Origin of the sequence: Aquirhabdus sp. (genome assembly GCF_046462495.1) — a bacterium.
Classification (GTDB): Bacteria; Pseudomonadota; Gammaproteobacteria; order Pseudomonadales; family Moraxellaceae; genus Aquirhabdus.
Window position 1 is genome coordinate 236,952 of sequence record NZ_JBKGVE010000003.1, and the last position, 18,132, is coordinate 255,083.

Annotated in this window: 16 protein-coding genes and 1 pseudogene; 7 read left to right on the top strand and 10 right to left on the bottom strand. The window is 47.4% G+C overall.

Going from position 1 to position 18,132, the window contains the following annotated elements:
• The first annotated feature begins 171 nt into the window (after nt 1-171).
• The 6 genes and pseudogenes from ACLHG7_RS02755 (at nt 172) to ACLHG7_RS02780 (ending at nt 3,917) form a co-directional block, all read left to right on the top strand.
• Nucleotides 172-351: a hypothetical protein gene (locus tag ACLHG7_RS02755; RefSeq protein ID WP_410209534.1), complete on the top strand. Its 180-nt coding sequence runs from the start codon at nt 172-174 to the stop codon at nt 349-351.
• Nucleotides 352-630: 279 nt separating this feature from the next.
• Nucleotides 631-1,497 carry an ABC transporter ATP-binding protein gene (locus ACLHG7_RS02760; protein ID WP_410209685.1) on the top strand — a complete coding sequence of 289 codons (867 nt, stop codon included), beginning with the start codon at nt 631-633 and terminating at the stop codon, nt 1,495-1,497.
• A 46-nt stretch (nt 1,498-1,543) separates the two neighbouring features.
• Nucleotides 1,544-2,323 carry a lipid asymmetry maintenance ABC transporter permease subunit MlaE gene (mlaE, locus tag ACLHG7_RS02765; RefSeq protein WP_114899690.1) on the top strand — a complete coding sequence of 260 codons (780 nt, stop codon included), beginning with the start codon at nt 1,544-1,546 and terminating at the stop codon, nt 2,321-2,323.
• A pseudogene (mlaD, locus tag ACLHG7_RS02770) lies at nt 2,320-2,775 on the top strand (outer membrane lipid asymmetry maintenance protein MlaD); the annotation flags it as partial. The gene mlaE and the pseudogene mlaD, both read left to right, overlap by 4 nt.
• Nucleotides 2,776-2,954: 179 nt before the next feature.
• Nucleotides 2,955-3,581 carry a phospholipid-binding protein MlaC gene (locus ACLHG7_RS02775; protein WP_410209535.1) on the top strand — a complete coding sequence of 209 codons (627 nt, stop codon included), beginning with the start codon at nt 2,955-2,957 and terminating at the stop codon, nt 3,579-3,581.
• A gap of 9 nt (nt 3,582-3,590) precedes the next feature.
• Nucleotides 3,591-3,917: a lipid asymmetry maintenance protein MlaB gene (locus ACLHG7_RS02780; protein WP_410209536.1), complete on the top strand. Its 327-nt coding sequence runs from the start codon at nt 3,591-3,593 to the stop codon at nt 3,915-3,917.
• Nucleotides 3,918-3,999: 82 nt separating this feature from the next.
• Here the strand turns inward: ACLHG7_RS02780 and ACLHG7_RS02785 are convergent, their stop codons facing one another.
• The 10 genes from ACLHG7_RS02785 to ACLHG7_RS02830 form a co-directional block, all read right to left on the bottom strand.
• A complete protein-coding gene (locus tag ACLHG7_RS02785; protein ID WP_410209537.1) occupies nt 4,000-6,066 on the bottom strand; it encodes a hypothetical protein in 2,067 nt (688 codons plus the stop codon).
• Nucleotides 6,063-6,848, bottom strand: a complete 786-nt coding sequence (locus tag ACLHG7_RS02790) for an ABC transporter ATP-binding protein (RefSeq protein ID WP_410209538.1) — start codon at nt 6,846-6,848, stop codon at nt 6,063-6,065. Before ACLHG7_RS02790 ends, ACLHG7_RS02785 begins: the two co-directional genes overlap by 4 nt.
• 4 nt (nt 6,849-6,852) lie before the next feature.
• Nucleotides 6,853-7,629, bottom strand: coding sequence for an ABC transporter permease (locus ACLHG7_RS02795; protein ID WP_410209686.1), 777 nt, complete (start codon nt 7,627-7,629; stop codon nt 6,853-6,855).
• 299 nt (nt 7,630-7,928) lie between these two features.
• The gene (locus ACLHG7_RS02800; protein ID WP_114900758.1) at nt 7,929-8,948 is read right to left on the bottom strand and encodes a CorA family divalent cation transporter; all 1,020 of its coding nucleotides are present in this window, start codon (nt 8,946-8,948) and stop codon (nt 7,929-7,931) included.
• A 180-nt stretch (nt 8,949-9,128) separates the two neighbouring features.
• On the bottom strand, nt 9,129-9,758 hold the full coding sequence (locus tag ACLHG7_RS02805; protein ID WP_410209539.1) for a ComF family protein: 630 nt from the start codon (nt 9,756-9,758) through the stop codon (nt 9,129-9,131).
• A 2-nt stretch (nt 9,759-9,760) separates the two neighbouring features.
• Nucleotides 9,761-11,827, bottom strand: a complete 2,067-nt coding sequence (gene recG / locus ACLHG7_RS02810) for an ATP-dependent DNA helicase RecG (RefSeq protein ID WP_410209540.1) — start codon at nt 11,825-11,827, stop codon at nt 9,761-9,763.
• A 136-nt stretch (nt 11,828-11,963) separates the two neighbouring features.
• Complete coding sequence (locus ACLHG7_RS02815) at nt 11,964-12,230, bottom strand: hypothetical protein (RefSeq protein ID WP_410209541.1); 267 nt, start codon at nt 12,228-12,230, stop codon at nt 11,964-11,966.
• 205 nt (nt 12,231-12,435) lie between these two features.
• Nucleotides 12,436-12,663 (bottom strand): hypothetical protein, encoded by a 228-nt coding sequence (locus ACLHG7_RS02820; protein WP_410209542.1) that lies wholly within the window; start codon nt 12,661-12,663, stop codon nt 12,436-12,438.
• Nucleotides 12,664-12,933: 270 nt separating this feature from the next.
• Nucleotides 12,934-13,980 carry a GGDEF domain-containing protein gene (locus ACLHG7_RS02825; protein ID WP_410209543.1) on the bottom strand — a complete coding sequence of 349 codons (1,047 nt, stop codon included), beginning with the start codon at nt 13,978-13,980 and terminating at the stop codon, nt 12,934-12,936.
• Between the two features lie 210 nt (nt 13,981-14,190).
• A complete protein-coding gene (locus ACLHG7_RS02830; protein ID WP_114899700.1) occupies nt 14,191-15,024 on the bottom strand; it encodes an inositol monophosphatase family protein in 834 nt (277 codons plus the stop codon).
• Between the two features lie 358 nt (nt 15,025-15,382).
• Between ACLHG7_RS02830 and ACLHG7_RS02835 the strand changes: the two genes are divergently transcribed.
• A complete protein-coding gene (locus tag ACLHG7_RS02835) occupies nt 15,383-18,076 on the top strand; it encodes a TonB-dependent receptor plug domain-containing protein (protein ID WP_410209544.1) in 2,694 nt (897 codons plus the stop codon).
• Nucleotides 18,077-18,132: the final 56 nt, after the last annotated feature.

Genomic DNA, 18,132 nt, shown 5'->3' on the forward strand with positions numbered 1-18,132 from the left:
ATATAATTGCGTCATGTCAGGAAAAAATAATGAAGTGACGGTGATCGATAACCATAAATTAATGGATTAAAAATGAAGAAAATTACGGCTTAATCCACCATACAATTTGTTTTTAAATTAAAAAAACTATGTTATTGTTTGTATCTAAACAATGCACGGAAAAGCAATGTCATGCCTTATATTTTTGTATTCCTCGTGGGGATTAATGCCGCATATTTGGGCTACCAGTTATTACAAGAGAACCAACCGACACTACTGCAACCCATTACGGCTGTGACCCATCAGGATTTTCCGGTGACATTAGAGCTGGTTTCGGAAAAACCCCTTTTTCCAGAGCGAAGTCACTCTTAATAAGATTGATGGCATGGGTGATTCAGCTACGATATTAGAAATATGAATATCAGTACGATAAATTATCGGACTAAACCAAATGGCTTAAATAACCCACGACATGCATTTGAGAAATTACCAACAAAATATGAATCTTAGTCCACAATTCACACAAAGCTTGTACATACAGAACAAGCAACTCTCTCTCAAATGTAAGCAATTTTGTGCTACATTGCACAATACGCATTTTATAATTTTGGCTTCTGCTGCATGACGACACCTTCTGCACCATCACTGTCGATGACCAACTCTACCCTCTCCTCATCAGCAACCAATCTGGTTGAAGCCCGAGCGCTTTCTTTCAGCTGGGGCGAGCGTGTGATTTATGATCGACTGAATTTAGTGATTCGTCGTGGTCAAGTCACTGGCATCATGGGACCATCTGGAACGGGTAAAACCACTCTGCTGAAGCTTATCGGTGGACAACTGATTGCTGATTCAGGACAACTGTTGCTGAATGGTCGCAGTGTTGCCGAGATGAATCGTACCGAATTGTTTGCCGCACGCGCACGTATGGGCATGCTGTTTCAAAGTGGTGCATTGTTTACCGATATGAGTGTCTTTGAAAACGTTGCATTTCCGCTCCGCGCGCATACCAACCTTTCTGAAAATCTGATCCGTGAATTGGTCGGCTTAAAGTTGGAAGCGGTCGGTTTACGTGGCACTGAAGATCTGATGCCTGCAGAGCTTTCTGGCGGGATGAATCGCCGTGTAGCGCTGGCACGCGCTATTGCACTCGACCCTGAACTGATCATGTATGACGAACCGTTTGCCGGACAAGACCCGATTGTAATGGGTGTTTTGGTGCGCTTGATTCGTTCGCTGCGTGACGCATTGGGTCTGACCACCGTGATTGTTTCCCACGATGTGACCGAGACCTTGTCCATTTCTGACTATGTTTATGTGGTTGCCGATGGCAAAGTCATGGGCGAAGGCACGCCAGAGCAACTGCGCCAATCAGACTCCCCTTTTGTACAGCAATTCTTAAAGGGTGAAGCAGACGGTCCGGTGAAGTTTCAATACAGTCAACTCCCCTATCTAGGCAATACAAGCAACAACACTAAGCAAGATGCTGTATCTGTTAACAAGGGCAAGGACAACGCATGAAGGTTTGGATTATGTTGTCATTATCGTCGACGAGAGAGCATCAGCAATGAAATGGATACAGTTACTGGGTCGTGATGTTATTGACCGCATTACTGGCATCGGCGCAGCTGGTGTGTTGCTGGCACGTTCAGCATTTGGCATTCCAAAATGGTCGGGTATCGGCTTATTTGGGCAGCAGATGTACCGTGTCGGAGTAATGTCGCTCCTCATTATCTTGGTTTCAGGTTTATTTATTGGTTTAGTGCTAGGTTTACAAGGATTTACGATTCTTTCTAAATACGGGAGCTCACAAGCCCTCGGAACCATGGTTGCACTAACCTTAGTCCGTGAACTCGGGCCCGTGATCACAGCACTCTTGTTTGCGGGGCGTGCAGGTTCGGCGCTCACTGCAGAGATTGGCTTGATGAAAGCCACTGAGCAGCTTGCCAGCATGGAAATGATCGGCGTTGATCCACTCAAGCGGATTGTGGCTCCACGGCTTTGGGCTGGGCTGATCAGTATGCCAATGCTAGCGATCGTCTTCTCTGCTGTCGGTATCTTAGGCGGCAAGCTGGTCGGTGTGGACTGGCTGGGTGTAGACGAAGGGTCGTTCTGGAACAGCATGCAAGTCAATGTTAATTTTACCAATGACGTGATTAATGGCGTCATTAAAAGTGTGGTCTTTGGTGTCGTCTGTACGTGGATAGCGGTTTATCAAGGCTATGCTGCCACACCGACATCAGAAGGCATTTCTACAGCAACGACAAACACCGTTGTGTATTCATCATTGTGTGTTTTAGGTCTTGATTTTATTCTGACTGCGGTCATGTTCGGAGGGTTGTCATGAGAACTCGTGGTGCAGAGTTTGGGGTCGGGATTTTTATTATTTTAACGATCGCCGCGATATTTTTTCTGGCGCTACGCGTCAGTGGCTTACTGAGTGAAATCGATAAAGGTGGCTATACAGTAACAGCACACTTTCAGAACATAGGTGGGCTAACCCCGCGTGCTAAAGTAACCTTAAGTGGTGTGGTGATTGGGCGTGTGACCAATATTGCTCTGGATCCGAAACGATTAGATGCGGTAGTCACCATGCAGATCAATAACAGCATGAAAGAAATCAGCACCGATTCCACCGCCAGTATTCTGACTGAAGGTTTGATTGGTGGACAATATATCGGGATTTCCGTGGGTGCCGATGACACAATGCTCAAAGAGGGCAGTGAAATCGAACAAACTCAAAGTGCACTGGTTCTGGAAGACTTAATCAGTAAGTTCTTGTTTAGTAAAGCAACAGAGCCAACACCTGGTGCAACTGGCGCTGCTGCAGCACCTGCGCCGACTGCGACCGGCAAAGCTGCCAGTAGTGATGCATTCTAAGATTGAGGTTATGGCTTGACGTGTTCATCGCAAGCCAAGACCTAAGCCCCAAAGGGTCAATCTGCAATTTTATTCGTAATATGTTTGGAGTTTTTTGAATGAAACGTATACTTTTTCCAGCGGTGACTGCACTGACATTGTCTAGCTTATTTTCAATATCGACAGCATTTGCGGCCGTTGAACCGGCACCGGTATTTGTCAAAAGAATTTCTGATGCGCTGATTACACGCCTGGTTAGCGAACGCGGCTCTTATAAGAAGAACCCTGCAGTTCTCAACGACATCGTGCAACAAAATATTGAACCCTATATTGATTTTGATGGTTTCTCACGGGGTGTCATGGGTCCATTTTATCGTCAGGCAACCCCACAACAACGCGTGGCTTTTGCTCAAACCTTTAAACAAAGTCTAATACGTACCTACTCTAAAGGTTTGGCGTCTTACGACAACGAAAGCTATACCATCCGCCCATTCATTGAAGGCAAAGACCCGAGCAAAGCGGTCGTGAATATGGACTTTAAAACCGATACCGGCACCATCGTTCCTGTTGCCTATCAGTTGATCCAAAGCGGCGACTCATGGAAACTGCGTAACTTACAGTTGAATGGTATTGATATTGGCTTGACCTTCCGCAATCAATTTGCGACTGCGGTACAGACCAATAAAAATAACCTGGATCTAGCGATCAAGAACTTTATCCCTTCTGCCAATGCGTCTGGACAGTGAGTTTAGACCTTGAGTAATACTCAAATCGCACCAGAATCGGTTGATCGCACTCCTGCCAGCGTCAAGTTTGCAGGGGATACACTGATCATTAATGGTTCAGTCCACTTCGACAATGCCAATAGCATCTATGAACAAGGCGTTAGCGCTTTGAAAGATTTAAAAACCGAGATGATTACTGTTGATTTAGCTGGGCTTAGTCAGAGCCATACGGTATTACTGGCCGTTATTGTGCAGTGGATTCGTCGCTTAAATGCAGGACAGCGTCTACATTTGGTCAATGTCCCTGCAAAAATGCAATCGATCATTCAAACTTCCCGCTTACAGGAAATTCTTTAAGCGGGTGGTTCACTCAAATATTTATATAAAAACGTCACTCCCACCCTTCTTGCAATTTGATCACTACTGCTGTTTTTTTTGACTAGTCACGCTTATTGATCTGTGTCCATAATCTGAATGTATGAAACAACTCAAAACCGTATGAGAACGGTTTTCTTATCGCACTTGATGTAACTCGATGCCATTGATCGGTTTTCCTTTTAAGATCGATAGGTATCTGTCGTAATAAGCAAAGCACCATGTACGTAAATCGCAATATAAATTTAATCTGTTCTTTTACTTTAAATGGCAAACACCGCCCAATTCGATGCAGTCCATGCACAATATATAAGTCTTTATTCATACTGAGATAGCCATTTAACAGACGCTTTTGCAGATTCGCTGTGGACTGAAATGACAATCCTTCCGCATCATAATCAAGTGATTGCGTTTTCGGGGCATGCAATAACGATTTTAAGTTTACCGTCAAAGAAAAATGACTGCGCGACCACTGTTTGAGTGCGTGCTGATGATGAGGTATGCAGGGAATCTCACACAACTCCTGCACGATCTGCTGTGCCGTACACTGTCTGGATTGTCGCCCACTAAAATTATAGTACAGCGCCTGCTCCACGTTACTCATGGATAACCAGCCCGGTCCGCCGAAATGATCATAACAATACACGGGAAGTCCAAGGACTAAGGCATATTGAACCGTCTTGCCGATACTCACGATCGCATCATACTTCGCCAATAATGCCGGTGTAACCGGCTTCATATGGTCGGGCAATCCAATATGATCGACGACAATATCATGATGCTTTTGCAATATCTGCATTGCTTCCGCAAGCTCAGGGCATAAATGGTTAGTGACGATGGCAATATTTTTTTTGGTCGATACGAGTCTGACTGGCGCTTCGAAGTTTAAGAACTCATCGGGTGCTGCATTCGGAAAGACCTGACTCATGCGCACATACTCAGGCACATTTTCCGCCAACCAATCCTGATTCTCTTGCGAGTTCACCAGTAACTGATGCCCCGATAACAAACTCATCGGCGGGCATTCTAAGGACTCGGTAGGACCCAAAGAAGTATAAAAGGCTTGTGCGGCATGAATCTGCTTGTCTTGAAAAACATACGCATAAGTCGGCCAATGCTGAATCCACACCAGATCATAGGTCGACGACTCTGGTAAATCAGCCAACAGCCGGATATCGATATCCAAACTCCGTGCCAAGGCATGTAGCTTGCCGCCGAACTTGAATGCATAGAGATCAACGCTAAAGCCCATACGCGAAAAAGCCTGATGTAGCTCGAGAGCATAGAGTTCGGAGCCTGCCAGATCAAAGAGCCTGGAGGTGGCAATCAGCGCCCTTTTTGGCCTAAATCCGATGCCCTTGAGATCAAATGCATCCGACACGCAAATGATGTTATAGCTGGGTTTATTAGGGAATTTAAACGGTGCAGGATATGACCATTGATGTAGTGCAATCCGTGCTGACTCGATAAATGCTCGATTGCTTGCACTGCTGGTATTGCTCAGCTTGGAGACAAAATTTGAGCGCACAAAATTCATATGGTGCATGGCAATGCAATCCACATCAAAACGTTTAAACCGCCCTGTTGCATGGATTAAGCGACGTGTCGGGTCAACATGCTCAACAGGAAAACGAGATTGCCCCTCAAAGATCAGTCCCTCATCAATCTTAGCAATAAAGCAGACATTAGTGGTATCCGGCATTGCAGAGCGATAGATCGGCTGATGCAGATAGAAATAGGAAGACACACAGCTATAGTAGATCTCCTCATCTTCAATCTGCTGCTTGGCTGCCAAAAACTGATCAGGCAGATAGAACTCATCTGCATCCATCAACAGGAAGTGACTGGCCTGATTGGCAATTGCCACATCCAAACCGATACGGCGTTTACGAAATTCATTTTCAGCGGCACGCAGGGTCAGATCAGGTTCATAGCAGATCAAATCATCAACAAGTCCCGCCTGCTGTAAACGGGTGAGTACTGCCAATGCACTTGCCGAAATCTCCTGCCCCCAATTCGATTGGCGCTGGTAAACAATTGATAAATGTTCAACCAAAGGACGCATGTTTAGCACTGCATGCCAGAGCAGTTCCTCGCCATTGAAGAAATTAATGCTGGCTGAGAGTCTCATGATTCAGACTCCGCCAAGGCATGCTGTAGATACTGGGCGATAATGGTTTGCGGATCACCATCGGCCACCAAGCGACCATGATCCAGCCAAATCACTCGTGTGGACAGCTCGGCAAGCAGCACCATATCATGCGAAACAAAAACCATGATACTGGCACTATCGATAAACGACTGCATACGGATACGGGCTTTACGGATAAAGTCATCATCCGCGCCAGCAAACAACTCATCCAAGATCAAGATATCCGGCCTGATCGCGGTGGCTATGGCAAAGGCCAAACGCATATACATGCCCGTCGAATAATATTTCACGGGCGTATCGATAAAAGGCTCAAGTTCCGCAAAATCGATGATGTCCTGCTCGACACTTTTGAGAGTCTTGATGCTACAACCAAGTATGGCGCCATTGAGATAAATGTTCTGACGACCGCTCAGTTCTGGGCTAAAGCCAGCACCGATTTCAAGCAGCGGGGCGACTTTGCCTTGTACATCGATACGACCTGCGGTGGGCTCATAGATACGGCAAAGGGTTTTCAAAAGCGTGCTCTTACCCGCCCCATTATGCCCAACGATCCCGACGCGCTCACCGTGCCCGATCTTGACACTCAAATGATCCAAGGCGTGAAACTCGGTGAGCTTTTGATAACTATTTTTCTTGAATAAGCCTGAGAACACCTCTTTCATTGATGTGCTCTTTTGTCGAAAGAGCTGAAAATTAAGTGAGACATCCTGCACATGAATATGCGAAGGGATAGCTTTGGAAGAGGTGTTTGCTGAGGTCATGGGGCTACAACCTAAAAATAACTTTGCGATCGTTGGCTTTGAAGATCCAAATCCCCAAAAGCAATGAAGCCAGTGCAAGAACGCTACAAATACCAATGGAATGCCAGCTCGGTAGTACGCCATTGGAAATCGGCTGCCTAAACACATCTAAAAAGTAATACATGGGATTGAGCTGAAAAAAGAAACGATATTGCTCAGGAATCTGCGTGATCGGATAAATGATCGGGGTCATAAAATACAAGGCTTGCAGCAGTGCCGTGATGATGTTTTGCATATCCCGAATGAATACCGTGATGATCGATAGCATCAATCCCAGCCCAAAACTAAAGATAGCCAACAGCAAGAACGACACAGGCAAAAACAGTAAACTCAGTGTCATCGGCGCACCAAGCGCCATGGCAACCAGAAACAAACACACGGTACTGAGCAGGGAATCAATCAGGAGTCCGATTGCAGTCGATGCTACAAAGAGTTGCTTGGGCAGGTATATCTTTTTGATAATGCTTTCTTTAGCAATTAACACCCATGCACACTGACTCAGGGTTGTTGAGAATAAAGTCCAAGGAATCACCCCTGCAAACAAATACACGGCAAAATTCTTGACCGGCATATGCATGACGGTTGAAAAGACGATCGCTAATACCGCCATATTTAACAGCGGATTGATCAGCGTCCACAGAAAGCCTAATGCGGTTCGGTGGTAACGCAATGTCAGTTGCAAGCGCACCAGTTGAACCAGCACCACACGGTAATCATAAAGACCACCAAAGAACCATTTCATCAACTCGATTACTCATGAAGTCAGATTTAAAGGTTTGTTTATTTATTCATATCAAAGATAAAATTTTCATAAACTTAGATGAATTAATAGGCAAGCTTAAACCGCATTCTTTGAGGAAATATGAGGCAAATATGAAGTAAAAAAGGAGATGTGGGCGTTTGTGTGAGCGGAATCTAGGAAGATCATTTGAGAAAGGACTTGAGCATTTTATCTTTTACTCACCACTTTGCTGCAATGAGTTTCAACGATGGATAACACGCAAAAAAAAAGAATGATCAAGCATTCTCTTTTTTTAAGTTTTATAACCAACCACGTCTACGGAAATAGACCAGTGGCACGAGGAAGAACAGCAGTACGATGCCCATGGTGATGATAAAACCATAATGACTGTTTGGGCTGACAAAGGGCAACCCATTGACGTTCATTCCAAAGACGCCCGTAACCAAGACTGGCGGTGCGAGCATGCTGGAGATCACCGAGAAGCGTTTGATGATGTCACTTTGTTCGGTGTTAATAAATCCGGATGTGGTGTCGAGTAAGAAGCGCACCTTTTGAAATAAGAAGGCATTATGTTCGACCAATGAGCGCACATCTTCATTGAGCTCGCGTACATCCACATCATACTCGTGGCTACCCAAGGCACGTGGTCGGCTTAAAAAATTCAGCACGCGACGCAAGTCAATCAGACACAGCTGCGCTTTTCCAAGTACGTCGTCCTGCTGCGCAAGACGGGTAACCATGTCATCCAGATCCAGATGATATTCACGGTGGTGGTTGTTTAGGACTTCGGTAGTACCTTGTTCCAGGTCTTTATGCACATCTTCCAAGATGTCCGCCAGTTCATCCAGCTTCGCTTCCAGCAGCCCCAAGAGAATCCAGACTGGATCTTTATAGTTCAAGTCATAGTCGTTGCGATGTGCGCGGGCACGAAAGGCTCTGAACGATAACAGCTTATGTCCGCGCAAGGTAAATAAGCGATCCTTATGCAGAATAAACGCAACCGTATGTGCTGAGGCCAGAATATTACTGGACAGCTCACCCTCACCATCGGCGGTTGAGTTTCTGTTTTTACTGAGGAAATAGGTACTGATGTGCAACACGCCATCGTCATCACGATAGTAGCGTGCAGATGCCGAAATATCTTCAAGCGATTTTAAGGTCGGGATATTCTGTTCATAGGCTTCAGTCACCCATTGCTGCTCTTCTTGCGAAGGCGCAATCAGGTCAACCCAGACTAGGTCTGGCGCGAGATCAAATCCACCGCGTAACGTGACTTCTCGTAGACTGCCCTGCTCGGTGGCTTGAAAGGCTTCCAGCATAGCGTCTCCTCCCGCCATCTTGCGGAGTTGATGGGCTTATTTTAAATGCTCGGCAAGCATCTCCCTATGAAGTTGTCTATTCTAATGATAGCGCCTGATAAAAGGCAGTATTTAACGTAAATTTTCACACTCTTTTCGCACTTATCTGAATAGAACTGCGTATTTTTTCGCCATGTCTTGTTATTTTATTTGACGGCTAGCGATCACCATCGCTTCTACCTGCTGTACACCGTGCTGTTTGAGAAATTGCGTGAGGCTAAGCAGCGTACTTCCTGTCGTCAATACGTCATCGATCAGTGCCACGCGTGTAGGCAATGATCGGTTACTCTTGCCCTCAAGGCTAAATACATTGGCAACATTTTGCAGGCGCTCGCTGCGGCTCAGTCCCTTTTGGCGTAGGCCATCCAGACGTGTGATACCAGTCCATACCGGAATCTGCCATGCTTGTCCCAGCCGCTTGGCCAGTTCATGGCTTTGATTAAATCCCCGCTCACGCAAACGCGCATCAGACAATGGCACTGCAAGCAGCGCATCCACATCCGGTCGCTGTAACTGAGTCAGCCCAAACTGCAATACTGCCATGAGATCTAGACGATCCTGATACTTATACAGATGAATCAGGCGATCCATCGGCCACGCATAGTCAAAGGCAATCTGGACAGCCAAATCTTGTACCCATCGGGTATCCCTACACCATGGTAAATCCCGATGACAGCCACCGCAGATGGGCTGTGCTATAGCGGCTGCACACACCTGACAGAGCAAGCAAGGCTGACATGGCTGAATAGATCCCAGAGCAGAATGGATCATGGCTAGACACGCGCATAGCGCGGTGCGGTCGGTAGCCAGCGGTTCATCAGCGCGTCACAGACCTCAGGTTGCGCTTTAAGCATCTGCGCGGCAACCTGTTGCGCCCGCGGCAACAGATATTCATCGCGCAACAGTTGTACCAAACGAAAACCGAGCAGCCCTGTTTGCCGTGTACCCAGAATTTCACCCGGCCCGCGCAATTCTAAGTCCTTCTCCGCAATCACAAAGCCATCGGTACTATTGCGCAAGGTTGATAAACGCTCCACACCTGTCTCCGAAAGAGGGGCTTTATACATCAGTACGCAAAAACTGGCCGTAGCGCCGCGACCCACTCGTCCGCGTAACTGATGCAACTGGGATAAGCCTAAGCGCTCTGCATTCTCAATGATCATGAGTGAAGCATTGGGGACATCCACCCCAACCTCTATCACAGTCGTTGCAATCAGCAAATGCAGTTCATTGGCTTTGAACTGCTGCATAACGGCCTGCTTCTCTTCAGACTTCATCCGGCCATGCACAAGACCAATACGTAGATGAGGCAATCGGCTCGATAGTTCGGCATAAGTATCTTCTGCTGCTTTCGCATCCAGAGTCTCCGATTCTTCAACCAAGGTACAGACCCAATACGCTTGTTTACCTTGTGCACAATTGGCAGACACCCGCGCAATGACCTCTTCACGACGCTCAAAAGGCACCGCCACCGTAGTAATTGATGTCCGTCCTGGCGGAAGCTCATCAATGATCGATGTATCCAGATCGCCATACACACTCATGGTCAGCGTACGGGGGATTGGGGTTGCGGTCATCACCAATTGGTGTGGACTCATGCCCGCTATGCCTTTCTCTCGCAAGGCCAGCCGCTGATCCACACCAAAGCGATGCTGCTCATCAATGATGACCATCGCCAAATGGGAAAACTGCACACTGTCTTGAAACAGCGCATGAGTGCCGATCACCAGCCCCGCTTCGCCAGTACTGACCGATAACTCAGCTGCCGTCCGTGCTTTTCCCTTCTGCTTGCCAGCTAGCCACGCCACTTGAACCCCGAGCGGCTCAAACCAGTTTTTAAAATTAATGAAATGCTGTTCTGCCAAGATTTCAGTGGGCGCCATGAGCGCGACTTGCCATCCGGCCTCCAGTACATGGCATGCTGCGAGTGCCGCGACCAGAGTCTTCCCCGATCCCACATCACCCTGTACTAAACGCAGCATGGCATGCGCTTGCTGCAGATCTCGTCCAATCTCCTGCCCGACCCGCTGCTGCGCCAGTGTCGGTTTAAACGGTAAACGGGCCAATAACTGTGGTGCGAGAATCTGACTCATCGGTACCACAGGTGCCTTTTTTAATTGCATGTAATAACGTCGACTAAGCAAACTCGCCTGATGCGCCACTAGCTCTTCAAAGATCAAGCGAATCTGCGCAGGATGGCGATAAGACAACAGTGCGCTGACATCGGCATCACTGGCAGGCTGATGCACCTCGCGCAGTGCCTGACGTAAGCTATAGGGCTGAGGCAGCGCAGTTGACGGGAGTAACTCCTGCAGATCAGCAGGAAATTTTTTAAGCACTTGATCCACCAGCATGCGCAGCTTCGCCTGACTCAGGCCTTCGGTAGTCGGGTAAATAGCGGTCAGACGTGAAGGCGGCAGTGCAGCCCCAGCACTCACCATCTGGATATCCGGATGAGACATTTCAAGGCCACGTCCCCCCATGCGCACCTCGCCAAAGGCGCGCAGTGTACGACCCGTTTGGAACTTGTCTTTCATTCCCGGGTACATTTGAAAGAAACGCAGGGTGATGCGCCCACTGCCATCGCTCAGATGTACAAGCAGCGATGTCCGCCCGCCGTGACGCGAATTTGTAGCGGGATGCTCCGTTGACTGCACGACCGCTTCGATTAAGGCGCTTTGTCCCGGACGTAGTTCAGGAATGGGGACGAGACGACTGCGATCTTCATAGCCTCGCGGCAAATGAAACAAAAGATCGCTGGCCTTATAAATACTCAACTTTGCCAGCAACTGAGCAACCTGCTCTCCCACACCGGTCAGTGTTCGTATCGAATCATTCATAAAAGAGGTCAACAACTTGCTAGAAAAAAGTTTATGCAGCTCTAAGCTTAGCCCGTGAAACATGCATGTTTCATATGGCCTTAATTAAATCATAAAAAAAGGAAGCTCATGGCTTCCTTTTTTTAACAGGCGGCAATTAAGACGCTGTTTTAGCCGCTTCAGTCGGCGCAGCAGCCGTTGCAGCGGCACTGCTTGCAGCAGCGCTCGCATCCGCAGCAGCATCCGCAGCAGGCACAGCAGCAGTCGCAGCATCGGTCGCAGCTTGTGCAGCTTGTGCAGCACTATCTGCGGTGGCAGCAGCGGAATCTTGCGCTTTTTGCTCTTCATGCTTTTGACAACCCACAACAGCAAGTGTCGATACAATTGCAGCAGCGATGGCGATGTTTTTCAATTGAAGTGGCATAGCAGTGTCTCTCACAGATTTAAAAAGGGCAAACAAAACGATAGCACATCCTGTGACAATCACACACCATCCTTGTAATACAACGCCTCGCTATTTGAACAATTACATTCATACTGCTAAATAAGCAGCAGAAGCGAACTCAAATCGCAGGCACAAAAAAAGGAAGCCGAAGCCTCCCTTTTTTCAACACTATACAAAGGATCGATTAAGATGCAGTTGTAGTAGTAGTTGTAGTTTCAGAAGCTGGTGCAGTTGCAGTTGCTTCAGAAGCTGGTGCTACAGTAGAAGCTGGTGCAGAAGCTTCAGTTACAGCTGGAGCAGAAGCTTCAGTTGTAGTTGTAGTAGTTGTTGTTTCTTCAGCTTTCTTTTGGCAACCAACGATAGCTACAGAAGCAGCAATAGCAGCAGCGATTGCGATTTTTTTGAGTTGCATAGCATCACTCTCACAGATAAAAAAAGGGGGATTTAAAAACCAACTGTTAATCTGCACTTTTTTTGCTATTAATACCTACAATATCAAACTGTAGGCGCAAGAGCTCAGGAACAGACTAAATGGTGATATGATCTTAGCATTGGTTTTTGTGAAAAACCACTGTTGTTTCATAAAAATTTTTTAAGTATCAATCTATACAGATATAAACAAAAATAATACTGATAAAAATCAATATATTAAAATTAAATATTAAATAGCGATAAAAATGTACTATAAGCTAATATGCTCTTGTTTTTCCTCAGTTACGAAGATAATTCGGTCCGTCTTCTGCTGCTTCGCTTGTTCAAGCGAGTCATGCATTCGTCTCAATAATGGATCAATCGCTGCATGATCCAGTGAAATCTGACTCACTGCAAACGTCAACTGCAGGGCTTTTAAAGACCCCAAAATCTTGACCAGATCTTTGGCCAATACACTGGCACCCGACACAGAGGTATCACACAGCAAGATCACTAAATCCTGATCATCTAATTGTACGAAAACATCACTGCGGCGAATTCGACCCAAAACCTCCGCAGCAAAGGTCTGCATGGTTTGCACATGATGCACGCGCCCTTCAGCACGAATCATGATCAAGCTGACAGGAATCTTATTGCGCTGATGATAAGGCAGCAAGTAATGGAGGCTGGTATGTAGCGCTTTCAAACGGGGTAAACCACTGACTGGGTTCAAATCGGTTTCGATATCCGATTGCTCATGCCCCGTTTTCTCAAAACGCCAAGCGCCAAGCAAGGCAAACAGTACCAATAACGCTTGCAGCGCATGGATCGGCATCGGCACACTGCTTGCCAATACATCCGAAAAATGAGCCACAACTAAAGCACAAATCCCTAAAATCAAACTCTGACTAAGGATAAAGCGTCCATTTAAGCCTTGCAGCATCGCCAGCATTGCAGCAACAGCAATACTAAAACCAACCAGTGCGACCCCAGGGAAAAGCGCTAATAAACATACCACAAGGATCGTATCGCAGACACTGGAAGCAATAAACACCTCACGCTTGTTGACCCAGATCATTTGACAGATAAACAGTACTGCGCTGGCCAAACTATAAGCCAGACAAACCAGTGTAAAAGAGTTCGTCAACCACTTCGTCAACGCAGCAATATGCCACTGCCCGAGCGGGATCAGTTCCCACTGCATGGTCCAGCCAAAAACGACCAGCGCCAGCAATCGAATCAGGAGACCCGAAAACTGCTGCTGAGCCAAGCGACGATAGATACTGGGAGAGATTAAAGCTGCAGGACGAGACAACATGAGTTAAGTCACAATGAAAAAGATAAAATGTCTGATGTTTAAGGTGATCATCTGTTCAAATGGCTTTAAAAGCAGAATCAGATCTAAAGTTACTTCCTTGAACAAGCCTTGATCTACAACATTTAACGATCTGAGCGCTGACCAACAATCATGGTCAGCACACATGCATCAGTAATGAAAAACCACGCTGATGTTAAAAGCGAAACGCTCTTAACGAACAGCATCACCCCAAGCTGGGACAACCGCTTGCATCAAAGGTTTCAGTAATTTCAATGGGCACGCAAAAACCTGACCATTATTCAGGAAGTCAGAACCCCCTTTAGCATCCACTACCGTGCCGCCAGCTTCGCGAACCAATAGCTCCCCTGCCGCAATGTCCCAGCTCTTTAAACCGAGTTCGAAGAAGCCATCGTAACGACCCGCAGCCACATAGGCGAGGTCCAATGCGGCTGAACCACAACGGCGGATTTGCGCACCCGCTTCGGTTACGGCAAGCAGTGACGCAAAATGTTCTTTGGCAAAGCTCTTCACCACACCACCACGCTCCGCGCGGTAGGGATGACCGACAGCAAGATTGGCATGTTCAAGGCTCACTTGCTCAGAGACACGCAAGCGACGTTGATTCAACAATGCACCGCGTCCACGGCTCGCGCTGAACATTTCATCGCGCACCGGATCATAGATGACGCCATGTTCGGTCACGCCTTTATACTGCACCGCGATTGAAATGCAAAAATGCGGCAGACCATTCACAAAGTTTGTCGTACCATCTAAAGGATCAATGATCCAGCACCATTCCGGCTCTGAGCCTTCTTGAAAGCCTTCTTCTTCACCTAAAAAACTATGCGTTGGATAGCTTTTACGCAAAGTGCTGATCAGTAAACTCTCCGCATAACGATCAACACGTGTCACTAAGGTCGTCATACCCGCAGAACCTTTGCTCTCGACTTGAAGATCAATTTTATGGCGGTTTTGATGCGCCTTAAGAATTTCGCTGCCGACCAATTGCGCTGCGCGCGTCGCCATCACCACCATTGGTTCCATGTACCGTCACTCTTTAATAAGGCTTGTCTGTAATAAGTCGGGTATTCTAACGTATCTTCTGCACCTAGGGCTAGAAAAGCGCTAAAAAAGCATGCACTGCAATAAAAAAAACGGTGGTTTGTCTGCACCTCGCCATATCCAAGAAGAATTCACCCGCTATAAGGCTACCCCCTCCCTTGGAGATCAGTCAAAAATCAAAATCCGGGTCAACATCCATGGGCACGATAACAACTTTAACTAGACAGTCCATGTTTGACCTTTTAGTTAAAAAATGAATATCGTTGTCATTTTTTACTGAAAGTAAAAACGGTCAGGCATGCTAAATTTTACGTTTACAAATTTAGACATGGTTTATGTAATGCCTCAACAATTCACACCATCTCGCTACACTTTCCCGTTGTCAGCGCTCGCGCTCGCGCTGGCTTCGCTGTCTACACAGGGTTATGCCGCAGACAGTGGTACGACAGCAGACGCCCCCCAACAAGTGACGGTCACCGGCTCTCGGATTTCACGCGCACAAAAAGAAGGCGCGACCAGTGTCACTGTCATCACCAGTGCGGAGCTGGAAAAGAAGGGCTATAGCAATGCATTTGATGCCCTGAACGGTCTGACCCAAAATACCGGTTTCACGCAAGGTGCGGACTTCGGTAATACCTTTACCCCAGCCGCAAACGCGATCAGTCTGCGTGGTCTGGGTCCGAACCACACCTTAACCCTGATTGATGGTCACCGCGTCGCCGACTACCCCGTGCCTTATGATGGCTCCGAGAACTTCGTCAATCTGGCCAACATTCCCACGGCCATGGTGGATCGCATTGAGATTTTAAATGGTGGCGCTTCCGCAATTTACGGATCTGATGCGATTGCGGGGGTGGTCAACATCATTCTCAAGAAAAAATTTGATGGCGTTGAAGTGAATGTCAAAGGCGGTGGCACCAGTCATGGCGGCGAAAATCTACGTTTTCAGCTCAGCGGTGGCAAAACTTGGGATGATCTCAATCTGGTCTATGGCCTTGAGGTCAGTGGTCGCAATCCCATTTGGGCACGCCAACGGGACTTTATGTCAGATCGTACTCGCCTCGGTGAAACACCGACCGTTATCCTAGGACGTAAAGACGCAGAATCAGGCAAGTATCTCAATCTGGGTGGCTGTAATTCTGCGGCAGGATTATTTGGCGGTAGTGTCAGCAGTATCGGCAATCGCTGTGTAAGTGGTAAAGCCAGCCCAGACTTCTGGACCGTACAAACGCTCAATCAAAGTGAAAACGGCTACTTTAGTCTGGACTACACCTTGAATGAACACACCCAACTCTTTGGTAATTTGTTGTTCGGTTTCAATCACACGGAAAATAACACCCGTGGGCCCAGCTGGACCTCAGCCGCAAACTCGACCAGTTACTTCCTGAACCAAGCCACAGGCGGATACGAATCGTGGACCAAGCGCTTTGCTCCTGAAGAAGTGGGCGGCGTCGATCACACCAATAAAGAATGGGATGATACCTCTGCGAATGTGAACTTTGGCGTACGCGGTGATATCGGCGACTCGACCTGGAAATATGAGACGTCGTATAGCGGCTCGACTTACACCAGCAAAGCCAGCGTTTATGGTCGCCTGCTATCGAGTGTTGACAATTACTTCTTAGGCCCACAACTGGGCGTTGATCCCGATGGCGTGCCGATCTACAATCCCAACGTAAATCGCTTGAGTCAACCATTGACCCCGACTGAATTCCAAAGTATTTCGGGACGCTCGATTGAGCGTGATAAATCATGGCTGCACACCATCAGCGCATCAGCCAACGGCGAATTATTTGATCTTCCTGCAGGTGCTGTGAAATTGGCGGGTGTGGCAGAGTACGGTCGCCAAGGCTTTTCCAATACCCCTGATGCGCTGATCAATCAGGGAGCTTTTTATAATGCTTCGCAAACCAATAGCTATGGCGGAACCCGAACGCGTCAAGCTGTCGGTACCGAACTGTTCATCCCCGTTTCATCACTCCTCAATGTGAACTTTTCTGGACGTTATGACCGCTATGCCCTATCCGACAGCAGCATCGACAAATTCACCTACGGCAGCAGCTTTGAATTCCGCCCCGTGAAGACCTTGTTGTTTCGTGGTAACTATGCATCCAGCTTCCGCGCACCCGACATGAATTATCTGTATCTCAAAGAACAGCATGGCTACTACTCAAACACAACCGATTACTGGCGCTGTAAACAAGCGGGGCAACCCCTCAGCACCTGTGATTTCAATAACATGTCGCCAGGCGCCAACTATACCCTGACCGGAAATCAGGCTTTGAAACCTGAAGATGGCAAATCATTTGGTTTTGGCTTTGTCTGGTCACCGACCAAGAAATTTGATCTATCCGTAGACTATTGGGATATCACCATCAATAATCTGGTCACCAATCTCGACGCGGATAAAATCCTGCGTAATGAAGCGGACTGCCGCAGTGGTATTCGCGATATCAACTCCAGCCTCTGTCAAGATGCCATCTCACGTGTCGTGCGCAACCCTGATAATGCCGTTGTGGATGCAGGCGTGATTAATCACATCAATATCATTCCGATCAATGCGGCTAGAGAGCATGTGGCAGGCGTCGATTTAGTCGGCAAACTACGCTGGGATAGCGAGGACTTTGGCAACTTCTTATGGACCACCAACTATACACAGGTGGTGCGCCATACTTACCAACAGTCCGGTGATGACCCTAAAGACAACTACTTGGCGGACCTCACCAATACTGACTGGCCGAATAAGCTGAATACCAGTCTGACGTGGAATCTGGATAAGGTTTCCTCAACAGTACTTCTGAGCCGCAATGGTAAAATCCCCAATGGTGAACAGACGGGTTACCTTAAACCGGGCGTGACCGTCAACTGGAGCGCAAGCTACAAAGTCACCCCGAAAGCCACGGTCTCTCTGATCGTGAACAATGTCTTCAATACCATCAAACGCGACGATACTGGCGGCTGGCCTTACTATCCGGTTGGCAGCTATTCTCCGTTTGGTCGTCAAGGCTGGCTCGAGTTTAACTACCACTTCTAAAGTTCACTAACATTTTATTCCCAACAAAAAGCCCACGTGATACGTGGGCTTTTTGT

Bases quoted from the DNA above. Each gene is read 5' to 3' on its own strand.
- ACLHG7_RS02815 (WP_410209541.1), bottom strand. From the start codon at position 12,230: ATGCCACTTCAATTGAAAAACATCGCCATCGCTGCTGCAATTGTATCG.
- ACLHG7_RS02785 (WP_410209537.1), bottom strand. From the start codon at position 6,066: ATGAGACTCTCAGCCAGCATTAATTTCTTCAATGGCGAGGAACTGCTC.
- ACLHG7_RS02835 (WP_410209544.1), top strand. From the start codon at position 15,383: ATGCCTCAACAATTCACACCATCTCGCTACACTTTCCCGTTGTCAGCG.
- ACLHG7_RS02830 (WP_114899700.1), bottom strand. From the start codon at position 15,024: ATGGAACCAATGGTGGTGATGGCGACGCGCGCAGCGCAATTGGTCGGC.
- recG (WP_410209540.1), bottom strand. From the start codon at position 11,827: ATGAATGATTCGATACGAACACTGACCGGTGTGGGAGAGCAGGTTGCT.
- ACLHG7_RS02825 (WP_410209543.1), bottom strand. From the start codon at position 13,980: ATGTTGTCTCGTCCTGCAGCTTTAATCTCTCCCAGTATCTATCGTCGC.
- ACLHG7_RS02755 (WP_410209534.1), top strand. From the start codon at position 172: ATGCCTTATATTTTTGTATTCCTCGTGGGGATTAATGCCGCATATTTG.
- ACLHG7_RS02800 (WP_114900758.1), bottom strand. From the start codon at position 8,948: ATGCTGGAAGCCTTTCAAGCCACCGAGCAGGGCAGTCTACGAGAAGTC.
- ACLHG7_RS02790 (WP_410209538.1), bottom strand. From the start codon at position 6,848: ATGACCTCAGCAAACACCTCTTCCAAAGCTATCCCTTCGCATATTCAT.
- mlaE (WP_114899690.1), top strand. From the start codon at position 1,544: ATGAAATGGATACAGTTACTGGGTCGTGATGTTATTGACCGCATTACT.
- ACLHG7_RS02795 (WP_410209686.1), bottom strand. From the start codon at position 7,629: ATGAAATGGTTCTTTGGTGGTCTTTATGATTACCGTGTGGTGCTGGTT.
- ACLHG7_RS02775 (WP_410209535.1), top strand. From the start codon at position 2,955: ATGAAACGTATACTTTTTCCAGCGGTGACTGCACTGACATTGTCTAGC.
- ACLHG7_RS02820 (WP_410209542.1), bottom strand. From the start codon at position 12,663: ATGCAACTCAAAAAAATCGCAATCGCTGCTGCTATTGCTGCTTCTGTA.
- ACLHG7_RS02805 (WP_410209539.1), bottom strand. From the start codon at position 9,758: ATGATCCATTCTGCTCTGGGATCTATTCAGCCATGTCAGCCTTGCTTG.
- ACLHG7_RS02760 (WP_410209685.1), top strand. From the start codon at position 631: ATGACCAACTCTACCCTCTCCTCATCAGCAACCAATCTGGTTGAAGCC.